The organism is Rhizobium sp. 862_C5_N1_2 (assembly GCF_051811205.1).
Classification (GTDB): Bacteria; Pseudomonadota; Alphaproteobacteria; order Rhizobiales; family Rhizobiaceae; genus Rhizobium; species Rhizobium leguminosarum.
On the sequence record NZ_JBPWPT010000001.1, the window covers coordinates 2,518,791 to 2,544,833 of the forward strand.

Genomic DNA, 26,043 nt, shown 5'->3' on the forward strand with positions numbered 1-26,043 from the left:
GAATAAAACAGGCGCGGCAACGTAGATGCGAATTATGGCGTGATTTAGAAACAACTAATACTGGCATTTTGGCGGCGGAAATTTGTCCGAAGCGAGGCGCAGAACTCCGTCGGCGAGCCTCCCCTTGGGGCCGGACACGGCCATCACAACCCGACAAAACATATGTTTTGTCGGGCCGAAAGGCTGCAGTTTCGCCATCCAAATCAGGTCCATTCAGACGAGATGGACTGTGTCCGCAATGCTTGAGCAGCAAAACCATTGGCCAAGAGTTGACGACAGTACGCGGAATTAGCTCCTCACCTATACGAGCTATATTTCCGATGGCCACTTATAATACTTGGGCGCGATGGGAAATACATTGCGCTCGCCCGATTCACCAGCGAAAGCCGGAGGTTGCCCTCCGGTGCGGACGTGAACGAGCTTAGGAGAGCGGAGGCCGGCGTGGCGTGTCAACCGCGTGGTTGCGCCGGTTCGGGTTGGCCTGTGACCGGGGCAGGATCAGCGGCAAGTGCCCTGGTGACCAGCAATGCTGCGGCGAGAACAGGGACGACCGCCCAGTACGAAAAGCGGATGCCGAAGTGTTCGGCAACGAAACCGAGCAGTGGCGGCCCGGCGAAAAACACAAGGAACGTCGTCTGCCCAAGCGCTGCAACGTTGACGGGTGCGGGTCGATCCGTGCGTCGGGCCGCAGCCGAGATGGCAAGCGGATAAACTGAAGAGCAGCCAATACCTGTCAGGCCAAAGCCTGCGAGCGCGACAACAGGGTGTGTCGCCGTCGCAACCATGACAACACCGATGGCCGCGATCCCAAGCAGAGTGATTGCGACCGGGCGCGGATTGAAGCGGTCGATGACAGGGTCCATGCTGAGCCGCCCGATGGCGATGAACGAGGAGAAAATGGTCACGCTGAGCCCGCCGACGAAGGGTTCGACCGCGAAGACGTCCCGCATATAGATCGCCGACCAGTCGACGCTTGCGCCTTCGGCAAGAAGCGGAGCTGCGGCGACAAGGCAAAGGGGGAGCAGTCCGATCGTGGGAAAAGCGATGATCGGCGTATCTCCGGAGTGAGCGTCCTGCCGCCGGGGCGCATTCTCGATCCCGGAGAAGACGATCGACCCGGCAATCAAGACCGTCACGAGGACGATGAAGGTATGCAGTTCGATGGAGACGGCAGCCTGCCGCATGCCGGCGGCAACAAGGGCGGTGATGCAGAAGCCGAGGCTCCACATACCGTGAGCCCGGCTCATGATGCGGTACCCAAGCAGCGCCTCATGGCGATCGGTTTCGATATTGGCGTTGATCTCGAATGCTCCGGTGAAAACGCCGGCAATGAAGAACAATGGCACCGCCAGGAGAGCTGAAGGCATCCAGGGGATCAGCGCGAAAAAAAACGACGCACCGAAGACGGTGACGAAAGCGGTGGTGCGCGCACCGAGCCTCTCGATGAACCTCACCGAAACCGTCAACCCGCAGAGAACCCCGGAGGACATGACGGCGAGCAGAAGGCCAAGCTCCCCTTCCGTAAGGCTGAACTTAAGCTGAAGGTCGGGCAGCCGCGAAACAAACGCCCCCAGGGAAAGGGCCACGGCAAACTGAATGAAGAAAATACGGTGGTGCGGCTTCATCTCGGGGACTCTGCTCCGATTGGGGCGGGATTGAAGCCCAGGCATCCGACGGCATAGCCGGACATTCCGACGAAATGGCGACTGGCTCGGACACCCGCGGTCTCAGGATTATCGACCACCTTTGCTGACAGCCAGTGTCAGCATGATGCAGCCGCCGGTAATTTCACAGCAGCCGCTCACGACTGGTGTCCGCTTATTGGCGCCATCAGCGATCATCATTCGGCGCTGCCCAGCAGCAATTCTCGCTCCCTGCATCAACGGGAGGCTGCACTGCATAAGATCGCGGGATCACGTCTGCGGAACGGGAACGAAGCGCTTGCTTTGACGGGCCACGTACTCAGTTCATCGAGTGGAACGTCTCAAAAATCAGCGCCCTCAGCCAGCGATGCACGGGATCTGCGTCCATGCGGGGGTGCCACGCCTGCACGATGGTGAAACCCGACACAGCCACAGGCAGGTCAAAGGTCTTGATATGGCTTATCGCCGCGGACTTGCAATATGATTTCGGAATCGAGCCGATCAAATCGGATGCCGCCGCAACTGCTATCACTGCCGGAAAGCTTGGCACGATCAGTCTGACATCACGGACATGGCCCAATTCGGCGAGCGCCCTGTCGATCGGACCGGCGAAATCCGCTTGCATCGAGAAGAGCACGTGACCCCAGGCGGCATAGCGCTCGGCCGTTAGCCGATCAGCATCGAATATCGGGTGCCCTACCCTTGCGAGACCGACATACCGATCCTCGAAAAGAGTTTGGCAACGCAACTCCCCGCTGTCTCGCGGGAGGACGCCGATGTCCAAATCTATCGCCGCGTCCCTCAAAGCCTGAACGTCCTTGTCCGATCTCGGCGCAAAGCGAAGCCTTATCCCCGGCGCAGCGTTCGTCACAGCGGCGCTCAGACCCGCGGCGTAGAGAAGCACGAATGCTTCATTGGCACGGATCGTGAAGTGGCGCCGCACCTCCCGAATCTCGACGGTCGACGGCGGACTAAGCACGGCTTGCACGGCTTCTTTCAACAAATGTACCTCGGCACCAATCGCCAGGGCATGAGGCGTCGCAACCATGCCGCGCCCGGCCGGCACAAGGATCGGATCACCCAGCGCGGTCCTCAACCGTGACAGCGTCCGGCTCATGGCGGACGTGCTGAGGCCAAGCCGACGGGCGGCGGCCGATACGCTCTGCTCGCGCAGCAACGCATCCAGTGCCACCAAGAGGTTAAGATCGAGATCAGACATGGCTCAATTCTATTCAGGCATGGCGCATTACGCAACGGTCGATTGATTTTGTTGCGTCTGGCGCGGGCAATCAGCAAAGCCTAAGTAGTCGACCGTCCAACAAACATCGAGGAATTCTCATGTCCCTCACCTACGCCGCACCAATTTCTCAAGACGGCCTGGCGTCGCCTCGACGGTACCTGGCTATTGCCATGTTGCTCCTTACGCTTGTTCTTGTCGTTTTGGACGGAGCCATTGCCAATGTCGCCTTACCCTCGATCGCGGTCTCACTGCACGCGGAGGCGGGTAACACCGTATGGGTCGTCTCGGCCTATCAGCTGGCCGTGCTTGTTGCCATTCTTCCATGTGGTGCGCTGGGTGAAATCTACGGCGCGCGGCGGGTCTTCCTGATCGGCGTCGCGCTGTTCACCGCGGCTTCCGCAGCCTGCGCCTTCGCAGGCGACCTTCCCTTACTGATCCTCGCTCGTTTCGCGCAGGGCTTGGGAGGTGGCGCGATCATGGCGCTTGCCATGATGAACCTGCGCTCGGCTGTGCCGCAGCACATGCTGGGTCCGATCATCGGCATCAATGCCATGGTCATCGCCATTTCTTCCGCTGCCGGCCCCGGCATTGCCGGCGCCATCCTTTCCGTCACGACCTGGCCTTGGCTGTTTGCAGTCAATATACCACTCGGCGCCATCGTTCTGCTCGGCGGCGGTCTGCTCGGGCAAATTCAGGGCGCAAAGCGAAAGCTGAACGCAAAGGTGATGCTGGCCAACACGCTGATGTTCATCCTTTTCTTCTGCGGCGCCGACCGGATAGCGATCGCGCCGATAAGCGGTGCCGTCCTCATTGCCGCCTCGCTGGCCTGCCTTTTCGTCCTGCTGCGCCTTGAACGGAACAGTGACGCACCAATCGTTCCCACGGACCTGCTGGCGGAACCGGCATTCCGCGTGGCGATCATCGCCTCGATATCGTGCTTCTGCGGCCAGATGCTGAGCTACATCGCGCTACCCTTTTACCTTCAACACACGTTGCACATGACGCCGGTTTTGGCCGGTCTATACATGATGCCCTGGCCTGCCGCGACCGCGATCATCGCGCCCATTTCGGGACGTTTGGCAAACCGCTTCAAGACGGCATGGCTTTGCGCCATCGGCGGCGCGCTGCTCGCCCTGGGCCTACTGATGGTCGGATTCACCCCGCCCGACCCGAGAGGTATCGCGTTTCTCGTCGGTACTGTGATCGCCGGCCTCGGTTTCGGACTGTTCCAGACGCCGAACAACCGAATTCTCCTTCTGTCGGCACCGAAAGCCAGAAGCGGCGCCGCCGGCGCCATGCAGGGCACCGCGCGGCTTCTCGGCCAAACCCTGGGTGGGATCTGCATGTCGATCATCTTCGCAACATTGCCGTTGTCGAGCGCGCTCGAATTTGCGGTCGTCACTGCGGGCGGCTGCGCGGCAATAGCGAGCCTGGTCAGCCTGAGCCGGGCTCGCTACGAAGTGGCGAGACAGCCTGGAGCGGCTTGAGCAGGCGGTTCGCGGTCGTGCGGGTGAAAAATGGCGTTCTGCCCGCGGCTGTTCTTTCTTGTTGAATGAAGACCGCGGCCACACACGCTGCCACATCAAGCCTGTATCAATGGGGAGCGCGACGAAGTGGTCGACTTGGCCCGCTCCCCGAATTGAAGACACGACACTAAACCAACTGAAGGAGGACGTGTCGCTTCTTGCCAATTGATAGCCGGATCACGCCGTCCTGGATGTCGGAGTCGCAAAGCCGCATTGCCTCGTCGTTTACACCGCCACCGTTCACCCGAACCCCGCCGCCGACGATCAACCGCCGTGCTTCGCTTTTCGACTTGGCGAGCCCGGCAACAACCATGGCGTCGACAAGCGGAAAATTGCCGCGAAGGCTATCCGGCAGCCTGACCGTCGGGAGACCGGCCGGGACCTCGCCCGCCTCGAAAGCGCGCCGGGAGGTTTCGGAAGCTTGCGCTGCCGCATCTGCCCCGTGGCAGAGGCTGGTGATTTGGTCGGCAAGGATCTTTTTCGCTTCGTTGATCTCGGAATCCCGAAGCACATCGAGGCGTGCAATTTCACCTAAGGGTAACTCGGTGAACAGCCTGAGAAAACGACCCACATCCGCATCCCCGGTGTTTCTCCAGAATTGCCAGAACTCATAGGGCGACAACCGGTCTGCGTTTAGCCAAACCGCCCCCGAAACGCTCTTGCCCATCTTCGCGCCCGACGACGTCGTCAGCAGCGGGGCAGTCAATCCAAACAGGGCGCGTCCGCCAATCCGCCGTCCAAATTCGACGCCGCTGACGATATTGCCCCACTGGTCGGACCCACCAAGTTGAAGCAGGCAGCCGCGGCTTTCTGCGAGGACACGAAAGTCGTAGGCCTGCATGACCATGTAGTTGAATTCCAGCAATGTCAGCGATTGCTCCCGTTCCAACCGTTGGCGCACACTCTCCGATGTAAGCATCCGGTTGACTGAAAAATGCGGCCCGATATCGCGCAGGAAATCGAGATAGTTGAGCCCGCCCAACCAGTCGGCATTGTTGACCATGACAGCATCTGTCGGACCTTCCCCGAAAGCGAGGAACCGCTCGAAGACACGCCGGATGCCGATCAGGTTTTTCGTGATCTGCTCTTCGTTAAGAAAGGGACGCGACGTGTCGCGGAAGCTCGGATCGCCCAGGCGGCTTGTCGCACCGCCGAGCAAAGCAATGGGTTTGTTGCCGGTCTTCTGGAACCACCGCAGCATCATGATCGGAATGAGATGCCCGACATGCAGGCTGTCGGCGGTGAGATCGAAGCCGTTATAGGCTGTGCCGGCTCCTGAACAAAGCCAGCTGTCGAGTGCTTCCAAGTCGGTGCATTGATGCAGGAAGCCGCGCTCGCTCAGAGTGCGAAGAAAGTCGGATCTAGGTCCGGTGGACTGCGACGATAGTATCACGAGGGTCTCCATTTGTGCCGATCAGCCGGAGACCTACTGTTGACACACGTGCCGCCGACCGTGCGGCGTCTCGAGTATCAGGAATATGACCTTGCGCCGCTCTATGGGAGCAGCGTGTAATAGAAGCTCGAAAGATTCAGGGCGCAGGTCATGCATCCTTTTTACCATGCGACAGCGCAATCGCAAGGGGATGCGAACTGACGACATTGAACGGATCGCAACGCTCCCATCCCCGCATCCGCCCCCCACAAAAATACTCGCACCCGCATCAATTTGCTTGCCGTTCTGCAATGCGGCATATGTTTGTTCTCATAGGCAAGTGGCATGAGCGGGGAACCATGACGTCGACGCATATGGATAAGACGGGGGATGGCGTCGGCCGGAAGGGCTTTGTCGGACTGGTCATCGGCGCGGTCGGCGTCGTCTATGGCGATATTGGCACTAGCCCGCTCTATGCCTTTCGCGAGGCGTTGAGGCCCTTTGCCGCCGATGGCGTGCATGAGACCGAGGTCATCGGTCTGATTTCGCTGATGGTCTGGACGCTGACGATCATCGTGACCTTCAAATATGTGCTCTTCCTTCTCAGGGCGGACAATGACGGCGAAGGCGGCGCGCTTTCGCTCCTTGCCCTCCTGATGAAGAAGATGGGACGAAACGTGCCGGTGCTCTTCTTCGCCGGCCTGATCGGCGCTGCCCTCTTCATCGGCGATGCGATGATCACGCCTGCTTTGTCGGTCATGTCGGCGCTCGAGGGCTTGAAATTGATCACACCCGCCTTTGCCGAATACGTCCCGCTTGCGTCGGCAGCGATCATGGTCGTCCTCTTTGCCGTCCAGTCGAGGGGAACAGCGGCCGTCTCCAAGCTTTTCGGGCCGATCACGGTGTTGTGGTTCCTGGCCATGGCGGCCGGCGGCCTCATCCATATCGGCGACGACTGGAGGATTCTGGCCGCGCTCAATCCGGCCAATGCATTCCTGTTCCTCACCCATGCCGGCAGCGTCGGCCTCATCGTGCTCGGCGCCGTTTTTCTGACGGTGACGGGTGCCGAGGCGCTCTATGCCGATCTCGGGCATTTCGGACGCCGCCCGATCCAGATGGCATGGTTCGTACTCGTCTTTCCCGCATTGTTGCTGAACTACCTCGGGCAAGGCGCGCTGGTTCTCGCCCATCCCGAAACGGCCGGCAACCCGTTCTTTCTGATGTATCCCGACTGGGCCTTGCCGCCGATGGTTCTTCTGGCGACGATGGCGACGATCATCGCCAGCCAGGCGGTGATAACAGGCGCATTTTCGCTGTCCCGCTCGGCGGTTCACCTCGGCTTCCTGCCGAGACTCAGGATCAAGTTCACGTCGGAGACCAACACCGGCCAGATCTACGTGCCCGCCGTCAATCTTCTCCTGCTGGTCGGCGTGCTGATGCTGATCTTTTCCTTCGGCGACTCCGAGTCGCTGGCGACCGCCTATGGCATCTCCGTGACTGGAACCATGGTCATCTCGACCATGCTGGTCTTCCAGTTCCTTCGGGTCGTCTGGGGCTACTCCCTCGTGCTCGCCGCCGCCTGGCTGCTGCCGCTCTTCACCATCGAAGTCATGTTCCTGGCGGCCAATCTGCTGAAGATCTACGATGGCGGCTGGGTTCCGGTCGCCCTTGCGCTGGCAATCATGATCCTGATGTGGACATGGACCCGAGGCCAGGCCTATCTGAAGAGGCTGCGAGCCAACAACGAGATCCCGCTCGATTCCTTCATCAGGTCGATCGAGCGAAAGTCGGACCATTCGCCGGTCACCGTTCCGGGAACGGCAGTGTTCCTGACCAGCGTTCCGGACCGGACGCCGAACGTGCTGCTCCACAATCTCAAGCACAACCACGTGCTCCACGAACAGAACGTCATCCTGACCGTGTGGACCGAGGACGAACCTTATGTCCCCGACAGCCGCCGCATCAAGATCAGCCAACTCTCGCCGCGTTTCGTGCGCCTCGACATCACCTTCGGCTTCATGGACGACCCAGATGTCACCAGGGCATTGGCTCTTTGCCGGGAGGGCGGCTTCAAGTTCGAGATCATGAGGACTTCCTTCTATCTCGGCCGCCGGAACCTCGTCAGGACGCCGAACACCGGGCTGCCCGCCTGGCAGGAGCGCATATTCATGGCGCTGGAAGGCTTGGCGATTGATCCTTCCGACTATTTCAACTTGCCGTCCAATCGCGTCGTCGAACTCGGCGAACAGATCGCCATTTAGGTCAGGACGCCGCTCGGCGACATAAGGATCGCGCCGGTATCAGCCCCGGTATCGCAATGCGTTGACGATGATGGCGAAAGCGCGAGGCGCTGAACTTCAGGCTTTGGCCGAGATCGCGCTCAATTCCTCGAGATCGAGATCCTGTTCCAGCTCGCGCAATGTCTCATCATCGATCTCGCCGGCGCGGTGGAGGCGGATGAGTTCCCGGCGTCCCGTGGCAACTGCTTCGAGAACGACGTCGAAGTGCGCATGCAGCACCGGTATGTAGTGCTCGGTTCTCTCGGCATAGTCGACGATCGACGTAGCCCGGCGCTGGTAGCGCTCCAGCAATTGCGGATGGATGAGTTTCCCCTCCGCATCATATGCCAGGCTCTGGACGATCCCGAACTGCGCCTGCGCCATGGCGGCTTCGGCCTGGCTCATCGTCAGGCGCGCTCTTTCCGACTCCGGCTCCACCAGCCGCGCCCAGGCAATCACCCGCCCCAATGTCGTGCCCTGTATGAGCACAGTTCCGAGAATGACGGCGAAGGCCGTCACGAGGATGAAGTCGCGGCCGGGAAATCCTTCCGGCAAGCTCAGCGCCAAAGCAAGCGTCACCACGCCGCGCACGCCCGCCCAGCTGAGAACGGTGGCGCCGCCGACGCCGAGCGGCGCGGCGCGTGTGAACCCCAGGGCAGTGCATAACCTGATGACGAAATCGGCGGCGAAGACCCAGGCAAAACGCGCGAGCACGAGCGCCACGAGGATCGCCAGCATCGGCAATCCCATGGTCGCGATCACGGTGGCAAAGCCGCCGCCGCGTTCGACGACATCCCGGAGCGACAGCCCGATCAGGATGAACACCGCCGCTTCCATCAGGAAGATCATCACCGTCCAGAACGAGATGCCGCGCATGCGCATTGCGGCTGAAAGCACGGTGTGCTGGTGCCAGCTCATGATCAGGCCGGCGGTAACCGTGGCGATGACGCCGGAAACATGCAGCTGCTCGCCGAGCAGATAGGCAATCCAGCCGAGCAGCACCGAGGCTGCGATGATGAGATATTCGTCGCCGAGACCCCGGACAAGTTTGTACCATGCCGTTCCCACAACGATGCCGACGACGGCGCCGCCGAGCGCCAGCACGAGGAAGCTGCCGGCCGCCTCCCCCGCGCTGAAGGCGCCCGTCGCGGCAGCGGCAACGGCAAAGCGGAAGAGAACCAGGCCGCTGGCATCGTTGAGCAGGCTCTCGCCTTCCAGCAGAATCTGAAGCCGCCGCGGCAGCCTGACCCGCTGCAGCACAGCGCGCGCCGCAACCGCATCAGGCGGCGCAACGATCGCGCCAAGGGCAGCGCACGCCGCCCAGGGAAGCGACGGAAAGATGAGGTGGGCCACAACGGCGACGACCGCGCAGGTGAAGAACACCGCGCCGACGGCAAGCGAGGCGATGCCGATCACATGCCGCCGCAACCGCCCGGCGGCAATGGACCAGGCGCCGTCCATCAACAGCGGCGGCAGGAAGATGACCAGCACCAGCCCGGGATCAATTGATATCGCCGGCAGCCCCGGCACAAACGCCAGCGAAGCACCACCCGTCAGCAACGCCACGGACGGCGGCAATCCGAGCCTGTGGGCCGCATAGTGCAGCGCGATGATCGCAAGAAACATCGCGATGACGAGCTCGAACAAGTGGGTTGGTTCCATATGCCTCTGCCCCGGCTCGGAAACTAATCTTGGATGCCTACGGCATTCTTCCTTAAATCGAAATCGATCTAGGGAAGAATGCAGCAATTCAAAGTGTTACAGCGTTCTTGCACATCTGAGAAGACGCGTGGCGCTGCAAACGCCGCCGGCCTGGCAACGGCTGCTCCAGAGGCAGGCGGAGACAATTTTCGCTTTGTGTTATCAACGCCAGGTCGACACCTAACGATTTCCTTGAGGGCTAGCCGTATTGATCTTGCTTGGAACCACTCTCACCTCAATCACGCCTCATAACCCGCCCGGCGCATGTCACGTGGCGACGCTGAATCTCCACGCCCTCGCCATTTGAGTTGCGCCTAATCGCATTAAGGAGGATTCTGCCCGGCACCGCGATGCCAGGTTCGGTCTGGGATGACCTCCGCCATGGCGACGACATACGGCGACTTCGACTTGTCCAGCCTCAAACGTCTTTCGCGGCTCATTCCGACTTGCGTGATCTAGATCTGAGACATCTGGCTCGAAAGGGCGTCAACAGGGAGGTTCGTCATGAAAATCGTTCTTATCGGCGGCACTGGGCTCATCGGGTCCAAGACCGCGGCGCGTCTGCGCGCTAAAGGCCACGAGGTGCTGGCCGTCTCGCCAAGCACCGGCGTCAACACCATCACCGGCGAGGGCCTGGCGCAAGCGCTGGCCGGCACCGATGTCGTCGTCGACCTTGCAAACTCTCCATCGTGGGAGGACAAGGCGGCTCTCGAATTCTTCGAAACCTCGAGCCGCAATCTGCTCGCCGCGGAAGCCAAGGCCGGCGTCAAGCACCATATTGCGCTCTCCATCGTCGGAACGGAGCGCCTGCCTGAGAACGGCTACTTCCGTGCCAAACTCGCCCAGGAGAAACTCATCAAGTCATCGCCGATCCCCTACACGATCGTCCATTCGACGCAGTTCCTCGAATTCCTGAAGGGCATCGCTGATGAAGCGACCGTCGGCACCGTCGCTCGTCTTTCTCCCGCAGCTTTCCAGCCCATCGCATCGGATGACGTTGCCGATGCGATGGCGGATGTCGCGCTTTCAAAGCCGCTTAACGGCACGATCGAGATTGCCGGTCCCGAGCGCGGTCACATGCACGAGATCGTTGCCCGGTATCTGAAGGCCATCAACGATCCGAGGAGAGTCCAGGCAGACGCTCATGCGCGCTACTTCGGGTCTGAACTAGACGATCGCTCGCTAGTGCCCGGCGAGGGCGCGAGGCTCGGCAAGATCGACTTTGCGGATTGGTTTCGACAGTCCCAACGGCCGACGTAAGTCCAGGCAAATCCACATCGGCATTCAACAAGCAGAGGGATTACGACAATGAATTCAGCTTTGTTATCGCTATGCGTGTCGGCCACGGTTTGCCTATTTGGCACTTTGGCGGTTGCCGCCGAAGACGGCGCTGCCGTCACACCGCTCATGAAAAAGGACCTTCCGAATTATCCCGGCAAGGAAGGGCTGATGATATCGGTCGAGTATGGGCCGGGAGGTTCCTCGCCTATTCACAAACATGAGGCGAATGCATTCGTCTACGTTCTGGAGGGCTCGATCGTGATGCAGGTCAAGGGCGAAAAAGAAGTCACCTTGTCGCCGGGAGAGACCTTTTACGAAGGTCCTTCCGACATTCACCTGGTCAGCCGCAATGCGAGCAAGTCCAAACCGGCGAAGTTCATCGTCGTGCTGCTGAAGAAGAAGGACGCTCCGGTTGTCATGCCGGTGAAGTGACATTCCGTAGAACAGCGGCGAACCCGCGCGTCCCTGAGGCGACCAACTCCTCTTTCGTCATGCTCGGGCTGGTCCCGAGCATCTGCAGACCGCGCAGCAAAATGTCAGGCACAAGGCCGAGGATGACGTAATACCGCCACCAGAACCGGTGGCTACTGGTATCACCGCGAACGGCACAGGCCCGCCGCCGACGTTCTGGACCCGGCCTTCCAGGACCAGCTCATGGACAAACTCGCTGAGCTGACAGGCATAAAGCTTTTCTGCTCAGGTTTAATTGGAATTTCTGGTCTACCCTCCTTAAATCCTGCGTCTTGAGGCAAAGGAAGACAGATGAAAAGGCGAACCCTTGTGCTTGGAGGTGCGGCTATCGTGGCATCATCCGTGGCTGCGGCGGCAATCTGGCCACGGCGGCATATCACTGTTGCCGCCAGGACATTCGATTGGAAGGGAACGGATTTTCTAAGCGGCGGCACAAAGTCGATCGCCGTGGAAAAGCTGCCCGCGCCGCTCTTCCGCAGCAGTCCGAATTGCGTCGTGACCGTCGCCCAGACCCTCGGCCCCTGCCATGTCAACAATATTCCGACCCGTCAGGACGTCTCGGAAGGAAAGGCTGGGCTGCCCCAGCGGCTGGCCATTCGTATCGTCCATGCGGCCGATTGCCGACCGGTCGAAAACGCCGATATCGAAATCTGGCATACCGATCACCGTGGCATCTATTCCGGCCGCGAGGCTGCGCAGATGTGTACACTTGGCGATGCCGAGGCGATCAGCGGGCTTGCCTTTCGCGGCCGCCAACTGACGGATGAAAATGGGCAGGCAAGCTTCCTGACGGCCTATCCCGGATGGTATCAGGGCCGCACGCCGCATGTTCACTGCCGCATCCTTGTCGAGGGCAAGGAGCTTCTCGTCAGCCAGATCTATTTCGACGATACGCTGAGCGATATCATCTATGGCGAGCATCCCGACTATCTCGGGCGCCCTGCCCGCGATACGCGCAACGACGAGGACGGCATCATCCCGGAGGATGCTGCCGATCACATCTTCGATTTCGAGAAGCTCGACGGCGGCGTGCTATCCGCCACCATCACGATCGGCCTTTCTGTCTGAGCTCCGCCCCCTCGACCACGACTACCTCCCCGGCCGTGGAATCCGGCACGGGGAAGAGGTCAAAGTCGGCATGTCGGTCGGAGCACGCCGCCTATATGCCCGCATACCATTCATAACCGCGATCCTCCCAGAAGCCGCCATTGCCGCCGTAAAGCTGGCCGAGATCGGCGACAGCTTCGATGCCGGTCAGGTATTTTGCCTGCTTGTAGCCGAGTTGGCGTTCGACCCGGAGTCGGAGCGGCGCACCATGGGCGACTTCGAGATCGCGGCCGTTCATGGTGTGGGCAAGGATCGTCTGGGGGTGGAACGCATCGACGAGATCAATGCTTTCGTAGTACCAGCCACTGCCATCCAGCGTCTTTTCGTATTCGTCGGCGCAGTGGAAGACGATGTAGCGGGCCTCAGGTTTCAGACCCGCCGACTGCAGCAGCGCGCCGAGCGGCACGCCGGTCCATTTGCCGATCGCGCTCCAGCCTTCGACGCAGTCATGCCTGGTGATCTGCGTGCGCGCCGGCAGGGCTTTCAGCTCCGCCAGCGACAGCTGCATCGGCTTGTCGACCAGCCCGCCGACCTCGAGCTTCCAGCTTGAAAACCGCTGGTTCATCCAGTCGATATACCGGGTATTATCAGGCATGCTCGTGCCATTGGCGCGGAAGGTCGGCGAGATATCGGCTTCCGTGAATTCGCGGGCGAGTGCGTCGTCACCGAGCAGGAAGCGCTGCGTCTTCATGCTGAAGCCTTCGGCGATCTTGAGCACCGATTTCGTCCGATCGCTTTCGACGAGGGCGTCGCAGCCGGCAAGCCCCAGCGCCGATGCCGTCATGCTCGCGCCGATCAGGAAGCGACGTCTGGTGATGATGCGGCTCATGACTTTCCTCCCTGCCCGATGTCGTAATAACCGGTGATCATCGAGCGCAGATTATTGAACACGCCCGAAACCAGCACCATCGCCACATGCACCGCGACGAAGGCAACGAGCGAGAAGGCGGTCAGGAAATGCAGCGTACGGGCCGATTGCCGGCCGCCGAACAGATCGAGCAGCCAGGGCGCAACCGCATTGAAGCCTGGCGACATGGTAAGCCCGGTCCCGATCATCAGCGGCAGCAGCACGAAGATTACGGCGACATAGGCGAGTTTCTGCAGTGTATTGTAGTGGCGTGCCTCAGGCCCCTTGGGAAAGCGCAGCCGGACGTGACTGACGATCTCATGGCCGAGATGCGAAGGCTTCAGCTCTTCGGCCGCCGGCAGCAGATCGCGGCGGAAATGCCGACTGATAAAACCATAGGCGAGATAGATGAAGCCATTGATGACGAACAGCCAGGCAAAGAAGAAATGCCAGCGCCGGCCAGAAGCCAGATCCTGGTAACTCGGCAAGGTCAGCCAGTTCGGAAAACCGCGTACCGCAGCCTCGCCGTCGACATTCGAAACCCCGAGAATACCCGTCGTATCGAAGCTCAATCCGCCCAAGTGCGCCACACCCTTCAGCACATCGCCTTCCTGCTCCGCCTCCATGGAAATGAAGGACGGATCGTCGTCGGCGCCGTACTGGCCCCAATAGAGCGCCGGATGCGCGTTGAAGATCTGCAGGCCGCTGTAAAGCAGCACCGTCATGCACAGCACATTCACCCAGTGCGACAGACGCACCAGCAGGCTATGGCGGTAGAAGAGCGTGCGTCCGCTCGCCATGCCGGCATCGGTCGTGGCCATCGTAATTCCTCCGGATCGGCGTGAAAGGTCTTCGCGAGAAAAGACGCGGCCGCCGGCGATAAAGTTTCAGCGGCCGCGGCTAAACTTACTTCATCGCATCGCAGGCCTTCATCATCGTGTCCTTCTTCATCGTGTCCTTCTCCATGCCCGCATTGTGCATGCAGTCGGCCTTGGTGCTGCCGGTCGCCATGTTGTCCTTCTTCATCGCATCCTTCGACATCGCATCCTTCGACATCGTGTCGGTCTTCATGCTGTCTTTCTTCATGGCATCGCTGCTTTGGGCGTTGGCGACGCCGGCGAGCGACAGGCCGATGACGAAGGTGCAGGCGGCAAGGCTGGAAAGGATCTTGGTCATGAGGGTCTCCTCGGATCGATTGACATATCCGCCAGCACCCGCCGACGGCTCACAGTCCTGAATTCGATCCCCTTGCGAAGGCGGTTACAGCCCTCACGCTTATGTGATAGCGCTACAGGGCCGCGCGTCTTTTAGAGACGCGCAAAGGACGCTGTACACTTTGAATTGCCGCCGGAAGATTTTTGATCGACCTGTAACCAAAGCGTCATCCACGCGAATGACATTGCAGACGAGATGACGAGCGCCCATTCGGAACAAGCACTGAAGATGCTGATGCTTCTTTCCCTTGACGGGGACGAGGCGGCCTATCGACGTCTGCTCGTGACGTTGCGGGCCCTGCTCGTCGGCTATTATGGCGGGCGGATCGGCACTACCGCGAAATCCGACACGGAAGATCTCGTGCAGGAGACGTTGCTGGCGCTGCATTCGCGCCGGTCGACCTATGACAGGGAGCGGCCGTTCACCGCGTGGTTCTTCTCGATTGCCCGTTACAAGCTGATCGACCACCACCGAAAGCATGGCGGCCGGTACAGGGCGGAAATGGAGCTGGACGAGGAGATCGAAGACGATTTCAGGGAGGATGCGATTACAGCGCGCATGGATGTCGAACGGCTGTTGAGCGGCCTGCCGCAGCACCAGCAGGATCTGATCCGTCAGGTCAAGCTCGAGGGGCGGTCGGTGGCCGATACGTCAAGCCGCACCGGACAGTCGGAATCGGCGGTCAAGGTCGGCGTTCACAGAGGCATCAAGGCGCTGGCGGCAAGATTGCGAGGTGGAATGTGAGAGAGACTGAGGACGTGATCGACAGCCTTGTCCGGGATCTGAAGCCGGTGCCGAGGCATGCACTCGAACGCCGCTTCGCGCTCGCCATCCTGCCTGCTCTGGCAATCTCGCTGCTGCTTATGCTGGTCGTCGTCGGCCTTCGCACCGACATGGCGCAGGCGCTGATGCTGCCGGTCTTCTGGATCAAGTCCGCCTACAACGCCCTGCTCGCAATCGCCGCCTTCGCAGCCGTTTATCGCCTATACCGGCCGGATGGCTCGGAAGGCCGCTTTTTCGGGGTTGCCGCGGCTATCGTACTCGCCCTCGCCGTCATGGCGGTCATCCAGCTCGCTTTGTCGCCGGCCGCAAGCTACCCCGTGCTGGTGCTCGGCTCCTCCGCCCTGCATTGCCCGCTGTTGATCTTTGCCTTTGCCATGCCGATCCTGATCGCAAATACCTGGGTGCTGCGTGGCGGCGCGCCGAGCAACCTCGGGGTGACAGGCTTCATCGCCGGCATTGCCGCCGGCGCATCCGGCGCCTGGGTCTATTCCTGGTTCTGCACGGAAAACGGCCTACCCTTCGTCACCCTCTGGTATTCGCTCGGCATCCTCCTGACCGGTGCGATCGGCGCGGTGCTCGGGCCCCGCCTCCTGCGCTGGTAGCACTGGCTGCTTGCGGCGCAGCGTCCACAATCCTTCATCCGGCATGAAACCAGATGCAGCATTCCTGCGTACTACTCCGGGGATGAGTACTGCGTACCCCCCGGATAAGAAAACACAGGCAGCGAGGAATGACGGCATGGTCAGGAAAGAAGGCGTAGCCCATATCACCCGGCAAGCCGCGGAACAGGGGCTGGCCAGGCTGATGATGAGGCTGCCTGCGACGCGGGGAACGATCAGATCGGCCGCGGCGAGCCAGCCCCATTTTTACGAATTATGCGGCGCCTATGGCGAAGCCTGCGCGGTCCTCGATCGCATGCGCCGGGATAGATCGGCCGATCCTGCAATCATCACCGAATACGAGATCATCTGCGCGGAAATCGAAGTCGACGTCATCAGGATCCTGCTCGGCGATCAATGAGACTTCGCAAGCGCCGGCGCGGATCGCCGTGATGATTCAGCGCCGCCGATAAGGTTATGGCCGCCCACCGCGGCATCGAACGGGGCGATACGCCCCATCAGGTCAGCAGGTCATCCACATGGATGGAGATGCTCAGCGTATCCGTGTCGAAATGCAGCGAAGTCCCATCCGAGATCTTGTAGTGGAAGGTGTCGCTCACCTCTCCGCTGAGCCCGGCGAGTTTCGCCGCGTCGGCCGTATAGGTGTAATCGCCATCACTATCGACATGGATGGTGCCGTAATGGCCGGTGAGCGTCACGCCGTCCTTGTCGACGTATTCGCCCTCGAAGCGGCGAAGCAGCAGGGTTCCGTTGGCCGAGCTGTCGTTTTCGAGGAGATTGCCGTAATGGGCGGCGTCCAGATCGGACGAGATTTTCAGGCTGTCATGGGTTGCGACAAGCGCAGGCGCCGTGTCCGTGTGCGTCAGATCGCCGACCGCGAGACTATCGCTGCTCGCAAGCATCGTCGCCTGGGCCTCGTCGAGCGTCGTGTTGTTGCTGACGGGAAAGGTGTTCGCGGCGATGATGGTGGGGGAGATGCTGTAGGGCGTGACATCGCTGGCGATGACATTGTCGTGGAACGAGCCGGATGCCGGCCTGTCGACCTTCAGCGCCGCCTGTGACAGGTCGTCGAAGACGTTGTTGTGAATATCGATATCTTCGCGAACGTAAGTGGGGGTGCCGACAGCGCTGATCGCCACGCCCCATACGCCATCATGGATATAGTTGCCTGATATATCGTAGTCCCGCGTGTCGCCCGTGTCGCCAAGGCCGATTGCGTAGGACCAGCTGTAACCGCCATATCCGGAGATATCGTTGTCGTGGATGGCGATGTTCGTGCCCGCCTGCGCGCTGACCCCGAAGCCGCCGCCGACCAGCATATTATCCTCGACCACGGCATTCACCGCCCGGATGAGCGTGATGTCGCCTTTTGGACTGGCAGCACCCGTCTGGTCGATATAATTCCCGCTGATCAGGATATTGCTGCTGTCGTTCATCTGGACGGCATCTGCCGTGGTGCCATGGCTGTTCGTGACGGTGTTGTTGAGAAAATTGACGCCGTTGATCTTCTCGATCCAGACGCCGTCGCCGTTCACGTCGTTGATCGTGCTGTTTTCGATGGTGATGTTCGAGCCGGTCCGGAAGGTGATCGAACCGGCCTTGCCTGCCAAGCCGGTATGATCGACCTCAACATTGCGCACGGTCCAGTTCGAAACATATCCGCCATAGATGGCTGCCCCGCCGGTGTCCGAGATCTTGATATTCTCGATGACGATGTTCGATGCATAAAGGCTGTGAATACCATCGCCAGGGCTATGGATGACTGGCGCATCGCCGACCCCGTAGCTGCCGATGGTGATCGGGGCACTCACTGTGCCGGAATATTTCAGATCGAGTTGGTCGTTGAACACGCTTCCGGCGGCGAGCAGCACGCTGTCGCCCGGCTGCAGCTTCAAGTTTTCCACCGCCCAGAACGACGAAAACGGCGTGTCCTCGCTCGTTCCGCTGTTGCCGTTGGAGCCTATCGCCGGATTCACATAATAGATTGTCATATCGCCTTGTTCTCGAATTGCCGCGCAGCCGTCTGCATCGGCTGCAACGCGTGGATCGGATGCGGTCGGGGTTAAAGGCCATCAAGAGGGCCTTCGGTATTGCCTTCACGGCGGTTGGCAGACCCTGTGGGCCTGCCTTGGTCCCGAGAAACGCCTGGCGGTGGCGGTATATTAGAGGCTACAACTTATAAGAAAATAATCTACAGAACAACGACCGAAAGGTGAATGAGCCGTATCGCAGCCCGCGACCAATGGTCACCGGAGCTGACAGTGAACACGCTTTTGCAGGCTTTCCGGTGCATTTGAATGCAGCTGCGGTTCATTATGAGACACCGCAACGTTCCGCGGGCAAGGACGAGGTGCGCATCCAGGAAGGCGTTGCTCCGCCAATGCACGACCGGGTTGCAGCTGCGGCGAAGGTTGTGCTCGTTCCGTCGTTGCCTGAATCCGATCCCGCGGCAACGAAGCGGCCGGCGAAAACTTGCGGTTGAGCATGAAAAAACGCGTCCGCGCTCCGCACGGGGCTGACGGCTGCTCATGAAATCCCGGAAACTTTCCGGGATTTCTCCTTGTGTCATTGCAGCCTCGCACCCTCAGCCCAGCAAGTTATCCATATGGATGTAGACGGTCAGCGTATCGCCGTCGGTGTGGTGCGAGTTTCCGTCGTTGATCCCGTAGCTGAAGGACTCGCTCACATGGCCGTCATGGTCGGGAAGCTTCGTTTCATCGAGCGTGTAGGCATAGTTGCCTTCCCGGTCCACGTGGATGACGCCGTAGTCGCCGGTCAGCGTCAGGCCGTGCTTGCCGACGCTTTCGTCGCCGAATCGGCGCAGAACCAGGGTGTCGTTGTCAGAGCTGTCGTTTTCGAGAAGATTGCCGCGATGGGCCTCGCCCGTATCGGTAAAGATCTTCAAATTGTCATGGACGGCGACAACAGCCGGATCCGCGGACGCCTCCGTGACTGCGGCAGTCTTGGCAACCGGGCTCGCCAGCACCGTTTCGACATTGGCGACCGTATGGTTGTTACTAACGGTGAAGGTGTGTGCGTCGACGATGGACGGCGATATGGCGGTGGCCGTGGTGCCGGTCTCGATCGTATTGTGGGTGAAGGAGCCGGAGGCCGGCCTATCGACCTTCAGCGCCGCCTGCGAGAGGTCGTCGAAGACATTGTCGTGCACCTTGATATTCGTGCGGGTATAGCTGGTGCCGCTCGCGCCGCTGACGGCAACGCCCCATGCGCCGTCATGAATGTGGTTGCCTGAAATATCATAGTCCCGCGCATTGCCTTGATCGCCAAGGCCGACGCCGAAGGACCAGTCGTAGCCGTGAAATCCGGATATGTCGTTGTCGCGGATGGCGACATTCTTGCCGGCCGGCGCGCTGATACCGAAGCCGCCGCCGGTGAGAACATTGTCCTCGATCACGGCATCGGTGGCCCGCACCAGCGCGATCACGCCCTTGGGGCTATCGGCGTTCGTCTGGTCGAGATGGTTGCCCTTGATCAGAATATTGCTGCTGTCGTTCACCTGCACGGCATCGGCGGTCGAGCCGTTCGCGCTGGTCACGGTGTTGTCGAGAAGCTTGACGCCGGCGACCTTTTCAATCCAGAAGCCGTCGCCCTTGACGCCCGTTATCTTGCTGTCTTCGACCGTGACGTTCGTGCTGTTGCGGAAGGTGACGGCGCCGGCATTTTCCGACATTCCCGTCTTGGCGATCTCGACATTACGGACCGTCCAGTTCGTGACGCTGCCGCCATAAATACCGGCGGTCCCGGTGTTCGATATCTTCAGGTTCTCGATGACGATGTTCGAGGCATAGAGACTGTGGATGCCGTCGCCGCTGCTGTGGATGACGGGTGCAGCACCCGTCCCGTAACTGCCGATCTTGATCGGCGCACTGTCGCTGCCGGAATATTTGATATCGAACTGCTCGTTGAACACGCTCCCCTTGGCAAGAAGCACGCTGTCGCCGGGTTTCAGTTTCAAGGATTCCACTTTGGACAAAGTCGCAAAAGCCGAGTTCTGGCCCGTTCCACCGTTGCGGTCGGAGCCAGTCGCTGAGTTCACATAGTAGACTGTCATATCGCCATGTTGCCCTGTTCGTCGGATCGCTAATGTCGCCGCCGGGATCGTCCAGGATCGGCCGATCGGATGCGGCGGGGGCAACCGGCCACGGCAAAAAGGCGACAAGATGTTGTCAATGGGGCAATGAGCGCCTCGCAGGCCTTATTCCACAGGCAATGGCCTGGTGTGACGAAAGTTACAACTTGGGCCAAGAAATCGGCGACTTCGAGGTGAATAAATCGCGGCGTGTTTGCGCGAGGCGTACGTCGCCTTCGGTCTGTGCGCCATGTGATTCGTGCCTTCGCTTGCGCTCAGGGGGAGGAGCGCCAGCGACGAACGCCTTGAGCGTAAGCGAAAGGCGCACTCCAAGGTGAAACCCTACCCCGTCGCCCTCAAAGCCGAAGTCAGCGGCAACCATGTCGCAGCGATGGTGGGACCTCAGGCCCTAGCCGCTTCGGCCTTGATCTTCGGCTTCAGCAGGATGATGAGAAGCAAGCCGGCGATGATGAGTGCCGCGCCTTCGAGGTGATAGCGTTGCAACTGCTCGCCGAGGATCAGATAGGCGAGCACGGCGATGAAGATGGTCTGAATGTAGAGGAGGACGCCGGCCCGAGCCGCCCCAAGTGCCTCGATGCTGCGATTGAAGAGATAGTACATGACCGCCCCGCCAGGGATCGCGACATAGGCGAGCGCGATGAGCCCGCTGCCATTGAGCGTCGAGCGTTCGTCTGAGAATAGCTCGAACAAGTAGAAGGGCAGCGCCGTCAGCACCGCCGCACCGAGCAGCAGCACCAGGAGCGCAAGGCGATTCATGTCGAATTTCGCGCGGCGGAGCAGGACGGTGTAGAGACTGAAACAGAACGCGCCGGCGACGATCCACAGTTCACCCGGGTTGAAATCGAGCCGCATCAGCGCGGCCGGACTGCCCTTGATGATAATGACCACGATCCCGAGAAAGGCCAGGATCGATCCAATCACCTGCCAGCGTCCCATCGGCTCGGCCAGCATCAAACGGGCAAGGATCATGGTGATGATCGGGATCAGCGCGATGATGATGCCGGCGGTGGTGGCATCGGCATGTTCGAGGCCGACAAAAATCATGCCCTGGCAGATCGCGAGTCCTATGCCGCCAATCGCAAGCAGTTCGAGAGCGCGAGCCCGCACCAGTGCGACCATATCGGCGAAATGCCGGCGCACGATCGGAATCAGGATCGCGAAGGCGATCAGCACGCGCCAGAAGCAGAGCGCCCAGGGCGGCATCTCGGCAGAAACCCATTTAGCTGCGATATAGACGCCGGCCGACAGCAGCCAGCAGAGAACGCCCACGGAATAGGCGGCGGCAAGCGAATTGCCTGCCCCCTGTTCCGTCCCGACTGTGTCGCGATGGACCGCCAAGACATTCATTGCCATGGCTCAGTTATGCCACAGTTTCGGTGGGCTGCACAGATGAGGCGGCGGCGCTCCGCCTGTTGCGGATGTCTCCATCGGGCCGATCAGGACGGGTCGCCGTGATGATGTGAGCCGCCCGGAAGGTTCAGACAGCCAGCCTCTACCCCCTCGCCCTCAAAGCCGAGGTCAGCGGCAATCGTGTCGCCGCAAGCGCCGGCAACGCGCCGCCGATCACGCCGATGGCGAGGCCCAGTAGGCCGGCGGTCAGCGCCACGTCGGTGGTGACGTCGAGCTGGAAGGCTATCTTGGTATTGTTGGCGCCCATCGTGCTTGCCTGCCAGCCATTGAAGGCGAGCCATGAGGCGAGGATGCCGAGCGCTGCCCCGGCGACCGAGAGAAGCATGGCCTCGACCCAGGTGGCAGTGAAGGCCGGCAGGCGGCCGAAACCCAGCAGGCGCAGCGTGGCGATTTCGACGGTGCGGTCAGAGACCGAGCTCATCATCGTATTCAAAGCGCCGGCCGTTGCGCCCACCGCCATCAGCAGCGCGAGGGGCCAGCCGAACAGGCGAATGAGGCGGCTGGTGCGCTCGGATTGCGCGGCATAGAGATCGGCCTCGGAGACCGCAGTGAGTGGGGCGCCGGGAATTGCGGAAAGATGCTGTCTCAGTGCGTCCAGACCACCCGCCCCATCGAGGCGCATACGCAGGCTCTGCACCTGTCCCTGCCGGTCAAAGGCCGATTGCACCGCTTCCAGATCCGCCCAGATCTCGGATTCGAAGGCGCTGCCGCCCGAGGTGAAATGCCCGGCGACAATCCAATCGACCGCGCCGAGCTGCACCCTGTCGCCGACAGCGAAGCCGGAGAACTCATCGGCAATCTGGGCACCGACGACGATTTCACGGGCGCCTTGGGAAAACAGCCGCCCCTGCGAAAGCATCGCTCGATCGCGCAAGCCAGAGCCGGCCGGATCCATGCCGCGTAGCGACAATGTCTGCTCGGCGCCATCGCTTGCCCTGATGACATCGACGGGAACAATGACCTCGCGCGACAGCGCCAATCCACCCACCGCGTCGCGCGCCACACCGATATCGCCGGTCATGGCACTTAGGCTGCGGATCGCCTCGGCCGGCACGTCCGAGCCGGTCTCCTGGTTGGTGCCGCCGCCAAGGACGACCGCTATGCCGGCTGAGCCGGCGCCTTCCAGCGCACTCTCGAAACCGCGTGCCATGGCGAGAAACCCCGACAGCACCGCCACGACGAGCGCGACCGACAACACCATCGACAGCGAGATCCAGAGCCGCCGCGGCAGGCTGCCGAGATTGACTCTGATCATGAGAAATATCTGCTTGAGTGCTGATGACATTGGACTATCTCGATCTGAAGGCGTTGACGATAGGCAGGCGCATGGCGTTGATGGCGGGCAGCAGCCCGGTCAGGAGCCCGAGACCAGCGATGATGGTGACGGACTTCAACAGCACCGACAGACTGAAGGCAAAGCCGAATTCAGGCCCGATCAACAGCGTCGCAAGCCAGGCGAGAAGGAGTCCGCCCGCCCCACCGGTTGCGAAGATGAACAGCGTCTCGCCGAGCACCAGAGTCATGATCCGGCCTTGGGAAAAGCCCAGCACCTTCATGACGCCGATCTCGAAGCTGCGTTCCCTCACGGCAGAGAGCATGGTGTTCACCGTAATCATCAGGATGGTCACGAAGGCCGCGCCGACGACGAGGCTGACGATCAGGCCAACGTCGGCGAACTGACGCAGGAAGGCTTCGAGGAACTGCTTTTCCGATTGCGTCCGCGTCTGCGCCGCCGAGTTGGCAAACAGTGCATCGATCCGCGCCGCCAGCACGCCCGGCGACACGCCCTGGCGCGGGCGCACCACGAAGGCGTCGACCGTATCCTTGTCGCGCGCTCGGGCTGCATTGATCGTGTCGTAGCGGGCGAGCATGAAATAAGTGTCGGTGCTGGCATTCGCACCCTCGAAGATACCCGCGATCACGAAGCTCCAGTCACGACTGCCATCGGCCTTTATCAGCTGGCTGGTGACGCTGATGCGCTGGCCGACCGACCACCCCTGCGCCTCCGCCAACGCCCGGCCGACGAGCACCCGGTCGCGGCCCTCTTCGAGCGCTGCGATCAGCGCGGACGTCAGCCCAAGCTCGTCGCCATTGGCAGCGGCAATCGAGCGTGGATCGACCGCGCTCGTCATGACGACATTCTTCTCCACCTCAACGAACCCACGCATGCGCGCGGTATAGGCGACCGCGGCGACATCGCCATCCGCAGCGATCCGGTTGAGATAGGCGAACGGCAGCGGCAGCCCCCGGCCCGATTTGTTGAAGACGCCGAGCAGATTGTCGCTGGCGCCGGCCGCCCCTTGGCTGCCGCCGAGGAAACTCGCCGTCAGGGCATAGATCAGGAAGGCGATGCCGACCGAGAACATCAGTAGTGTTGCCCTGAACCGCTTGCGGCAGGCATTGCGCCGCATGAGCTGGAAGAAGGTCATCGGCCCCTCCCTTGCTGCTCGACGAATTCGCCCTTGTTGAGTTGCAGCGTGCGCCGGGCGAAGGCGGCGGCCTCGGGATCATGCGTGACCATGATGATGGTCTTATGAAGCTCGCGATTGAGAAAGCCCAGCATCTCCAGGATATCGTTGGCCGACTTCCGGTCGAGATCGCCGGTCGGCTCGTCGCAGAGCAAAAGGTCGGGATCGCCGACGATGGCGCGCGCGATACCGACGCGCTGCTGCTGCCCGCCGGACATGCTCGATGGAAACTGCCGCTGCCGGCCCGCAAGACCGACGAGCTCCATCACGGTCTCGACGCGGGCGTGCCGCTCCTTTCGCCCGAGCGGCTTCAAGAGCAGCGGCAGCTCGATATTCTCGCCGGCATTCAGCATCGGCAGCAGATTGTAGAACTGAAAGACGATGCCCATGCCATGCGCCCGCCATGCGGCTCTGGCGCCCTCGCCCATCTGCTCGAGATGGCTGCGGCCGATCCTGATTTTCCCGGCATCAGGGCTGTCGATGCCGCCGAGCATGTTGAGAAGCGTCGATTTCCCCGAACCCGACGGCCCCATGACGGCGATGAAATCGCCGCGCGCGATGGAAAGGTCGAGCCCGGAAAAGATCGGGATCGTCTCCGCGCCGATCCTGAATGCCTTCCGGACGCCGCGAAGCGCGATATAGGGTTCTTGAGAGTCGATCATCGCTCTGCTCCTTACTGATGGTCTGTGATATCCGCGGCCTGCGGCCGAAAGGTCGCAGGTCCGCCCGCCTGCGGGCCGAAAGTTGTTGTTTCGTCCACCACAAGGCGGATGCGCGCGGCCATGGCGGGGCGCATGTCTGGCGGCGGCGAGGAGGGCGACAGGCGAAGCGTCACCGTCCCCTTCTCCCGCGAAATCATGGGCGCGATCTTCGATACTTCGACCGCAAACGGCTGGTCGGGAAAGCCGTCGAGCACCGCCTCGCCACGCAAGCCCGGCCGCATCAGGGCAATGTTGGCCTCGGCCACATCGGCATCGATGACCATGTTTGTCATGTCGGCAATCGCAAGCAGGCTTTCATTCTCCCGCACGCTGTCTTCGCGCGACAGCACGGTGTCACCAACATGCGCGTCAAGCCGCGTGACGGTGCCTGATATCGGCGCCCGGACGGCCAGTGCCTCCACCTGCTCGCGCGCCCTCTCGATATCGAGATCCGCCTTGGCCACATCCTGCCGTGCCTGGAGGGCGGCATTTTCGGCAGTGTCGAACGCCGTCTTCGCCTCCTCCAGCGTCTGCGCGGACATCGCATCGCGCCTAGCCAGCCGCACGGCGCGCGTCAGGGAAGACCGCGCCTGCGCCAATTCGATAGTCTTCGCCGCCAGCGCCAACCCCGCCGATTGCCGGGCGATCTCGGCCCCCTGAAGCGCAAAGCGGGCTCCCGCATCATCGAGCCGCAGCAGCACCTGCCCCGCCGCGACCCTGCCGCCCGCCTCGACTTCGACGGCGATGATCCGGCCCTCATATTTGGAAAAGACGGTGGCGATATCGGGTGCCACGACGTAGCCGGAGCCGGTGACTTCCCGGATTGGCAAGGCCGGGCTCGCTGCTTCATCGGCAGGCAACGCCCGTCCGCGCTCGGCAGCAGCGCCGCCCTCGGCCGGCGCCTTCTCTCCACCAGCGGATATCGCAGAGTCGCTGTCCTCGAAGCCTGCAAGCATGGTCTCGATGCGCTCCAGCGTCTCCGGCCGATAGAAAAGAACCACCGCCAGCGATGCCGTCGCAGCAAGGGCCAGCATTGCTCGAGGGATCACTCGCCGCCGGGCACGGCGCTCCGGCGGCTCTGTCTTGAAGGCCGCGGGCTCGATCGAAAGTGATCTCAGCTTGGCGGCAAGGTCTCGGTCATGTTCTGATGTCGTGTTCATGCCGCAAGCATCGCCGATCCGGCTGAAATCGCGACCTCGTACACGTTCCAGACAGTCCTCGATCGCGATTGTGTACGTGGCAGCGCGGGGCATCCGGGTCAGCCCTCA

At 61.2% G+C, this 26,043-nt stretch carries 22 protein-coding genes; 8 read left to right on the forward strand and 14 right to left on the reverse strand.

The features are described 5' to 3' along the window. Positions 1-449: 449 nt before the first annotated feature. Both ACD590_RS12780 and ACD590_RS12785 read right to left on the reverse strand, forming a co-directional pair. Positions 450-1,625: an MFS transporter gene (locus ACD590_RS12780; protein ID WP_018242590.1), complete on the reverse strand. Its 1,176-nt coding sequence runs from the start codon at positions 1,623-1,625 to the stop codon at positions 450-452. A gap of 337 nt (positions 1,626-1,962) precedes the next feature. Beyond that, positions 1,963-2,862 (reverse strand): LysR family transcriptional regulator, encoded by a 900-nt coding sequence (locus tag ACD590_RS12785; protein WP_018242591.1) that lies wholly within the window; start codon positions 2,860-2,862, stop codon positions 1,963-1,965. Between the two features lie 191 nt (positions 2,863-3,053). Between ACD590_RS12785 and ACD590_RS12790 the strand changes: the two genes are divergently transcribed. After that, positions 3,054-4,370: an MFS transporter gene (locus ACD590_RS12790; protein ID WP_018242592.1), complete on the forward strand. Its 1,317-nt coding sequence runs from the start codon at positions 3,054-3,056 to the stop codon at positions 4,368-4,370. Between the two features lie 166 nt (positions 4,371-4,536). Here ACD590_RS12790 and tyrS read toward each other — a convergent pair whose 3' ends face one another. Further along, positions 4,537-5,802, reverse strand: coding sequence for a tyrosine--tRNA ligase (tyrS, locus tag ACD590_RS12795; protein ID WP_439002688.1), 1,266 nt, complete (start codon positions 5,800-5,802; stop codon positions 4,537-4,539). A gap of 338 nt (positions 5,803-6,140) precedes the next feature. Between tyrS and ACD590_RS12800 the strand changes: the two genes are divergently transcribed. Further along, the gene (locus ACD590_RS12800) at positions 6,141-8,042 is read left to right on the forward strand and encodes a potassium transporter Kup (protein ID WP_018242594.1); all 1,902 of its coding nucleotides are present in this window, start codon (positions 6,141-6,143) and stop codon (positions 8,040-8,042) included. Positions 8,043-8,138: 96 nt separating this feature from the next. Here ACD590_RS12800 and ACD590_RS12805 read toward each other — a convergent pair whose 3' ends face one another. Then, positions 8,139-9,722: a Na+/H+ antiporter gene (locus ACD590_RS12805; protein ID WP_439002689.1), complete on the reverse strand. Its 1,584-nt coding sequence runs from the start codon at positions 9,720-9,722 to the stop codon at positions 8,139-8,141. A gap of 543 nt (positions 9,723-10,265) precedes the next feature. On the opposite strand from ACD590_RS12805, the gene ACD590_RS12810 reads away from it, so the two are divergent. The 3 genes from ACD590_RS12810 (at position 10,266) to ACD590_RS12820 (ending at position 12,581) form a co-directional block, all read left to right on the forward strand. Then, entirely contained in the window at positions 10,266-11,021 is a 756-nt protein-coding gene (locus tag ACD590_RS12810) for an SDR family oxidoreductase (protein ID WP_439002690.1), read from the forward strand. A gap of 48 nt (positions 11,022-11,069) precedes the next feature. Then, a complete protein-coding gene (locus tag ACD590_RS12815; RefSeq protein WP_157213656.1) occupies positions 11,070-11,474 on the forward strand; it encodes a cupin domain-containing protein in 405 nt (134 codons plus the stop codon). A gap of 330 nt (positions 11,475-11,804) precedes the next feature. After that, positions 11,805-12,581 (forward strand): protocatechuate 3,4-dioxygenase, encoded by a 777-nt coding sequence (locus ACD590_RS12820; protein ID WP_439002691.1) that lies wholly within the window; start codon positions 11,805-11,807, stop codon positions 12,579-12,581. A gap of 91 nt (positions 12,582-12,672) precedes the next feature. Here ACD590_RS12820 and ACD590_RS12825 read toward each other — a convergent pair whose 3' ends face one another. The 3 genes from ACD590_RS12825 to ACD590_RS12835 form a co-directional block, all read right to left on the reverse strand. After that, complete coding sequence (locus tag ACD590_RS12825) at positions 12,673-13,449, reverse strand: molybdopterin-binding protein (RefSeq protein WP_018242599.1); 777 nt, start codon at positions 13,447-13,449, stop codon at positions 12,673-12,675. Then, positions 13,446-14,288: a cytochrome b/b6 domain-containing protein gene (locus tag ACD590_RS12830; RefSeq protein WP_439002692.1), complete on the reverse strand. Its 843-nt coding sequence runs from the start codon at positions 14,286-14,288 to the stop codon at positions 13,446-13,448. Before ACD590_RS12830 ends, ACD590_RS12825 begins: the two co-directional genes overlap by 4 nt. A gap of 85 nt (positions 14,289-14,373) precedes the next feature. Then, complete coding sequence (locus ACD590_RS12835; protein WP_113543572.1) at positions 14,374-14,643, reverse strand: pentapeptide MXKDX repeat protein; 270 nt, start codon at positions 14,641-14,643, stop codon at positions 14,374-14,376. A 234-nt stretch (positions 14,644-14,877) separates the two neighbouring features. Here ACD590_RS12835 and ACD590_RS12840 point away from each other — a divergent pair, with 234 nt between their 5' ends. From ACD590_RS12840 to ACD590_RS12850, 3 genes are all read left to right on the forward strand, one after another. Next, the gene (locus ACD590_RS12840; RefSeq protein WP_439002693.1) at positions 14,878-15,426 is read left to right on the forward strand and encodes a sigma-70 family RNA polymerase sigma factor; all 549 of its coding nucleotides are present in this window, start codon (positions 14,878-14,880) and stop codon (positions 15,424-15,426) included. Beyond that, entirely contained in the window at positions 15,423-16,067 is a 645-nt protein-coding gene (locus ACD590_RS12845) for an NrsF family protein (protein WP_439002694.1), read from the forward strand. The genes ACD590_RS12840 and ACD590_RS12845 overlap by 4 nt, the downstream gene beginning before the upstream one ends. A 136-nt stretch (positions 16,068-16,203) precedes the next feature. After that, positions 16,204-16,485 carry a nodulation protein gene (locus tag ACD590_RS12850; protein WP_193443666.1) on the forward strand — a complete coding sequence of 94 codons (282 nt, stop codon included), beginning with the start codon at positions 16,204-16,206 and terminating at the stop codon, positions 16,483-16,485. Positions 16,486-16,582: 97 nt separating this feature from the next. Here ACD590_RS12850 and ACD590_RS12855 read toward each other — a convergent pair whose 3' ends face one another. The 7 genes from ACD590_RS12855 to ACD590_RS12885 all read right to left on the reverse strand — a co-directional run bounded on the left by ACD590_RS12855 (position 16,583) and on the right by ACD590_RS12885 (position 26,028). Beyond that, positions 16,583-18,076, reverse strand: a complete 1,494-nt coding sequence (locus ACD590_RS12855) for a right-handed parallel beta-helix repeat-containing protein (RefSeq protein WP_439002695.1) — start codon at positions 18,074-18,076, stop codon at positions 16,583-16,585. Positions 18,077-18,669: 593 nt separating this feature from the next. After that, positions 18,670-20,157 (reverse strand): right-handed parallel beta-helix repeat-containing protein, encoded by a 1,488-nt coding sequence (locus ACD590_RS12860; protein WP_439002696.1) that lies wholly within the window; start codon positions 20,155-20,157, stop codon positions 18,670-18,672. Between the two features lie 420 nt (positions 20,158-20,577). Beyond that, positions 20,578-21,549 carry a DMT family transporter gene (locus ACD590_RS12865; protein ID WP_439002697.1) on the reverse strand — a complete coding sequence of 324 codons (972 nt, stop codon included), beginning with the start codon at positions 21,547-21,549 and terminating at the stop codon, positions 20,578-20,580. A gap of 139 nt (positions 21,550-21,688) precedes the next feature. Next, positions 21,689-22,891: an ABC transporter permease gene (locus tag ACD590_RS12870; protein ID WP_439002698.1), complete on the reverse strand. Its 1,203-nt coding sequence runs from the start codon at positions 22,889-22,891 to the stop codon at positions 21,689-21,691. A 4-nt stretch (positions 22,892-22,895) separates the two neighbouring features. Then, a complete protein-coding gene (locus ACD590_RS12875; RefSeq protein ID WP_439002699.1) occupies positions 22,896-24,035 on the reverse strand; it encodes an ABC transporter permease in 1,140 nt (379 codons plus the stop codon). Then, positions 24,032-24,736 carry an ABC transporter ATP-binding protein gene (locus ACD590_RS12880; protein WP_439002700.1) on the reverse strand — a complete coding sequence of 235 codons (705 nt, stop codon included), beginning with the start codon at positions 24,734-24,736 and terminating at the stop codon, positions 24,032-24,034. Before ACD590_RS12880 ends, ACD590_RS12875 begins: the two co-directional genes overlap by 4 nt. A gap of 11 nt (positions 24,737-24,747) precedes the next feature. Then, positions 24,748-26,028, reverse strand: a complete 1,281-nt coding sequence (locus ACD590_RS12885; protein ID WP_439002701.1) for an efflux RND transporter periplasmic adaptor subunit — start codon at positions 26,026-26,028, stop codon at positions 24,748-24,750. Positions 26,029-26,043 lie beyond the last annotated feature (15 nt).

Excerpts from the sequence above, each read along its gene's own strand:
- ACD590_RS12860 (WP_439002696.1), bottom strand. The coding sequence starts at position 20,157 with ATGACAGTCTACTATGTGAACTCAGCGACTGGCTCCGACCGCAACGGT.
- ACD590_RS12815 (WP_157213656.1), top strand. The coding sequence starts at position 11,070 with ATGAATTCAGCTTTGTTATCGCTATGCGTGTCGGCCACGGTTTGCCTA.
- ACD590_RS12830 (WP_439002692.1), bottom strand. The coding sequence starts at position 14,288 with ATGGCCACGACCGATGCCGGCATGGCGAGCGGACGCACGCTCTTCTAC.
- ACD590_RS12840 (WP_439002693.1), top strand. The coding sequence starts at position 14,878 with ATGACGAGCGCCCATTCGGAACAAGCACTGAAGATGCTGATGCTTCTT.
- ACD590_RS12865 (WP_439002697.1), bottom strand. The coding sequence starts at position 21,549 with ATGGCAATGAATGTCTTGGCGGTCCATCGCGACACAGTCGGGACGGAA.
- ACD590_RS12875 (WP_439002699.1), bottom strand. The coding sequence starts at position 24,035 with ATGACCTTCTTCCAGCTCATGCGGCGCAATGCCTGCCGCAAGCGGTTC.
- ACD590_RS12885 (WP_439002701.1), bottom strand. The coding sequence starts at position 26,028 with ATGCCCCGCGCTGCCACGTACACAATCGCGATCGAGGACTGTCTGGAA.
- ACD590_RS12820 (WP_439002691.1), top strand. The coding sequence starts at position 11,805 with ATGAAAAGGCGAACCCTTGTGCTTGGAGGTGCGGCTATCGTGGCATCA.
- ACD590_RS12855 (WP_439002695.1), bottom strand. The coding sequence starts at position 18,076 with ATGACAATCTATTATGTGAATCCGGCGATAGGCTCCAACGGCAACAGC.
- ACD590_RS12870 (WP_439002698.1), bottom strand. The coding sequence starts at position 22,891 with ATGTCATCAGCACTCAAGCAGATATTTCTCATGATCAGAGTCAATCTC.
- ACD590_RS12810 (WP_439002690.1), top strand. The coding sequence starts at position 10,266 with ATGAAAATCGTTCTTATCGGCGGCACTGGGCTCATCGGGTCCAAGACC.
- ACD590_RS12805 (WP_439002689.1), bottom strand. The coding sequence starts at position 9,722 with ATGGAACCAACCCACTTGTTCGAGCTCGTCATCGCGATGTTTCTTGCG.
- ACD590_RS12785 (WP_018242591.1), bottom strand. The coding sequence starts at position 2,862 with ATGTCTGATCTCGATCTTAACCTCTTGGTGGCACTGGATGCGTTGCTG.
- ACD590_RS12790 (WP_018242592.1), top strand. The coding sequence starts at position 3,054 with ATGTTGCTCCTTACGCTTGTTCTTGTCGTTTTGGACGGAGCCATTGCC.
- ACD590_RS12850 (WP_193443666.1), top strand. The coding sequence starts at position 16,204 with ATGGTCAGGAAAGAAGGCGTAGCCCATATCACCCGGCAAGCCGCGGAA.
- ACD590_RS12800 (WP_018242594.1), top strand. The coding sequence starts at position 6,141 with ATGACGTCGACGCATATGGATAAGACGGGGGATGGCGTCGGCCGGAAG.
- ACD590_RS12825 (WP_018242599.1), bottom strand. The coding sequence starts at position 13,449 with ATGAGCCGCATCATCACCAGACGTCGCTTCCTGATCGGCGCGAGCATG.
- ACD590_RS12835 (WP_113543572.1), bottom strand. The coding sequence starts at position 14,643 with ATGACCAAGATCCTTTCCAGCCTTGCCGCCTGCACCTTCGTCATCGGC.
- ACD590_RS12780 (WP_018242590.1), bottom strand. The coding sequence starts at position 1,625 with ATGAAGCCGCACCACCGTATTTTCTTCATTCAGTTTGCCGTGGCCCTT.
- ACD590_RS12880 (WP_439002700.1), bottom strand. The coding sequence starts at position 24,736 with ATGATCGACTCTCAAGAACCCTATATCGCGCTTCGCGGCGTCCGGAAG.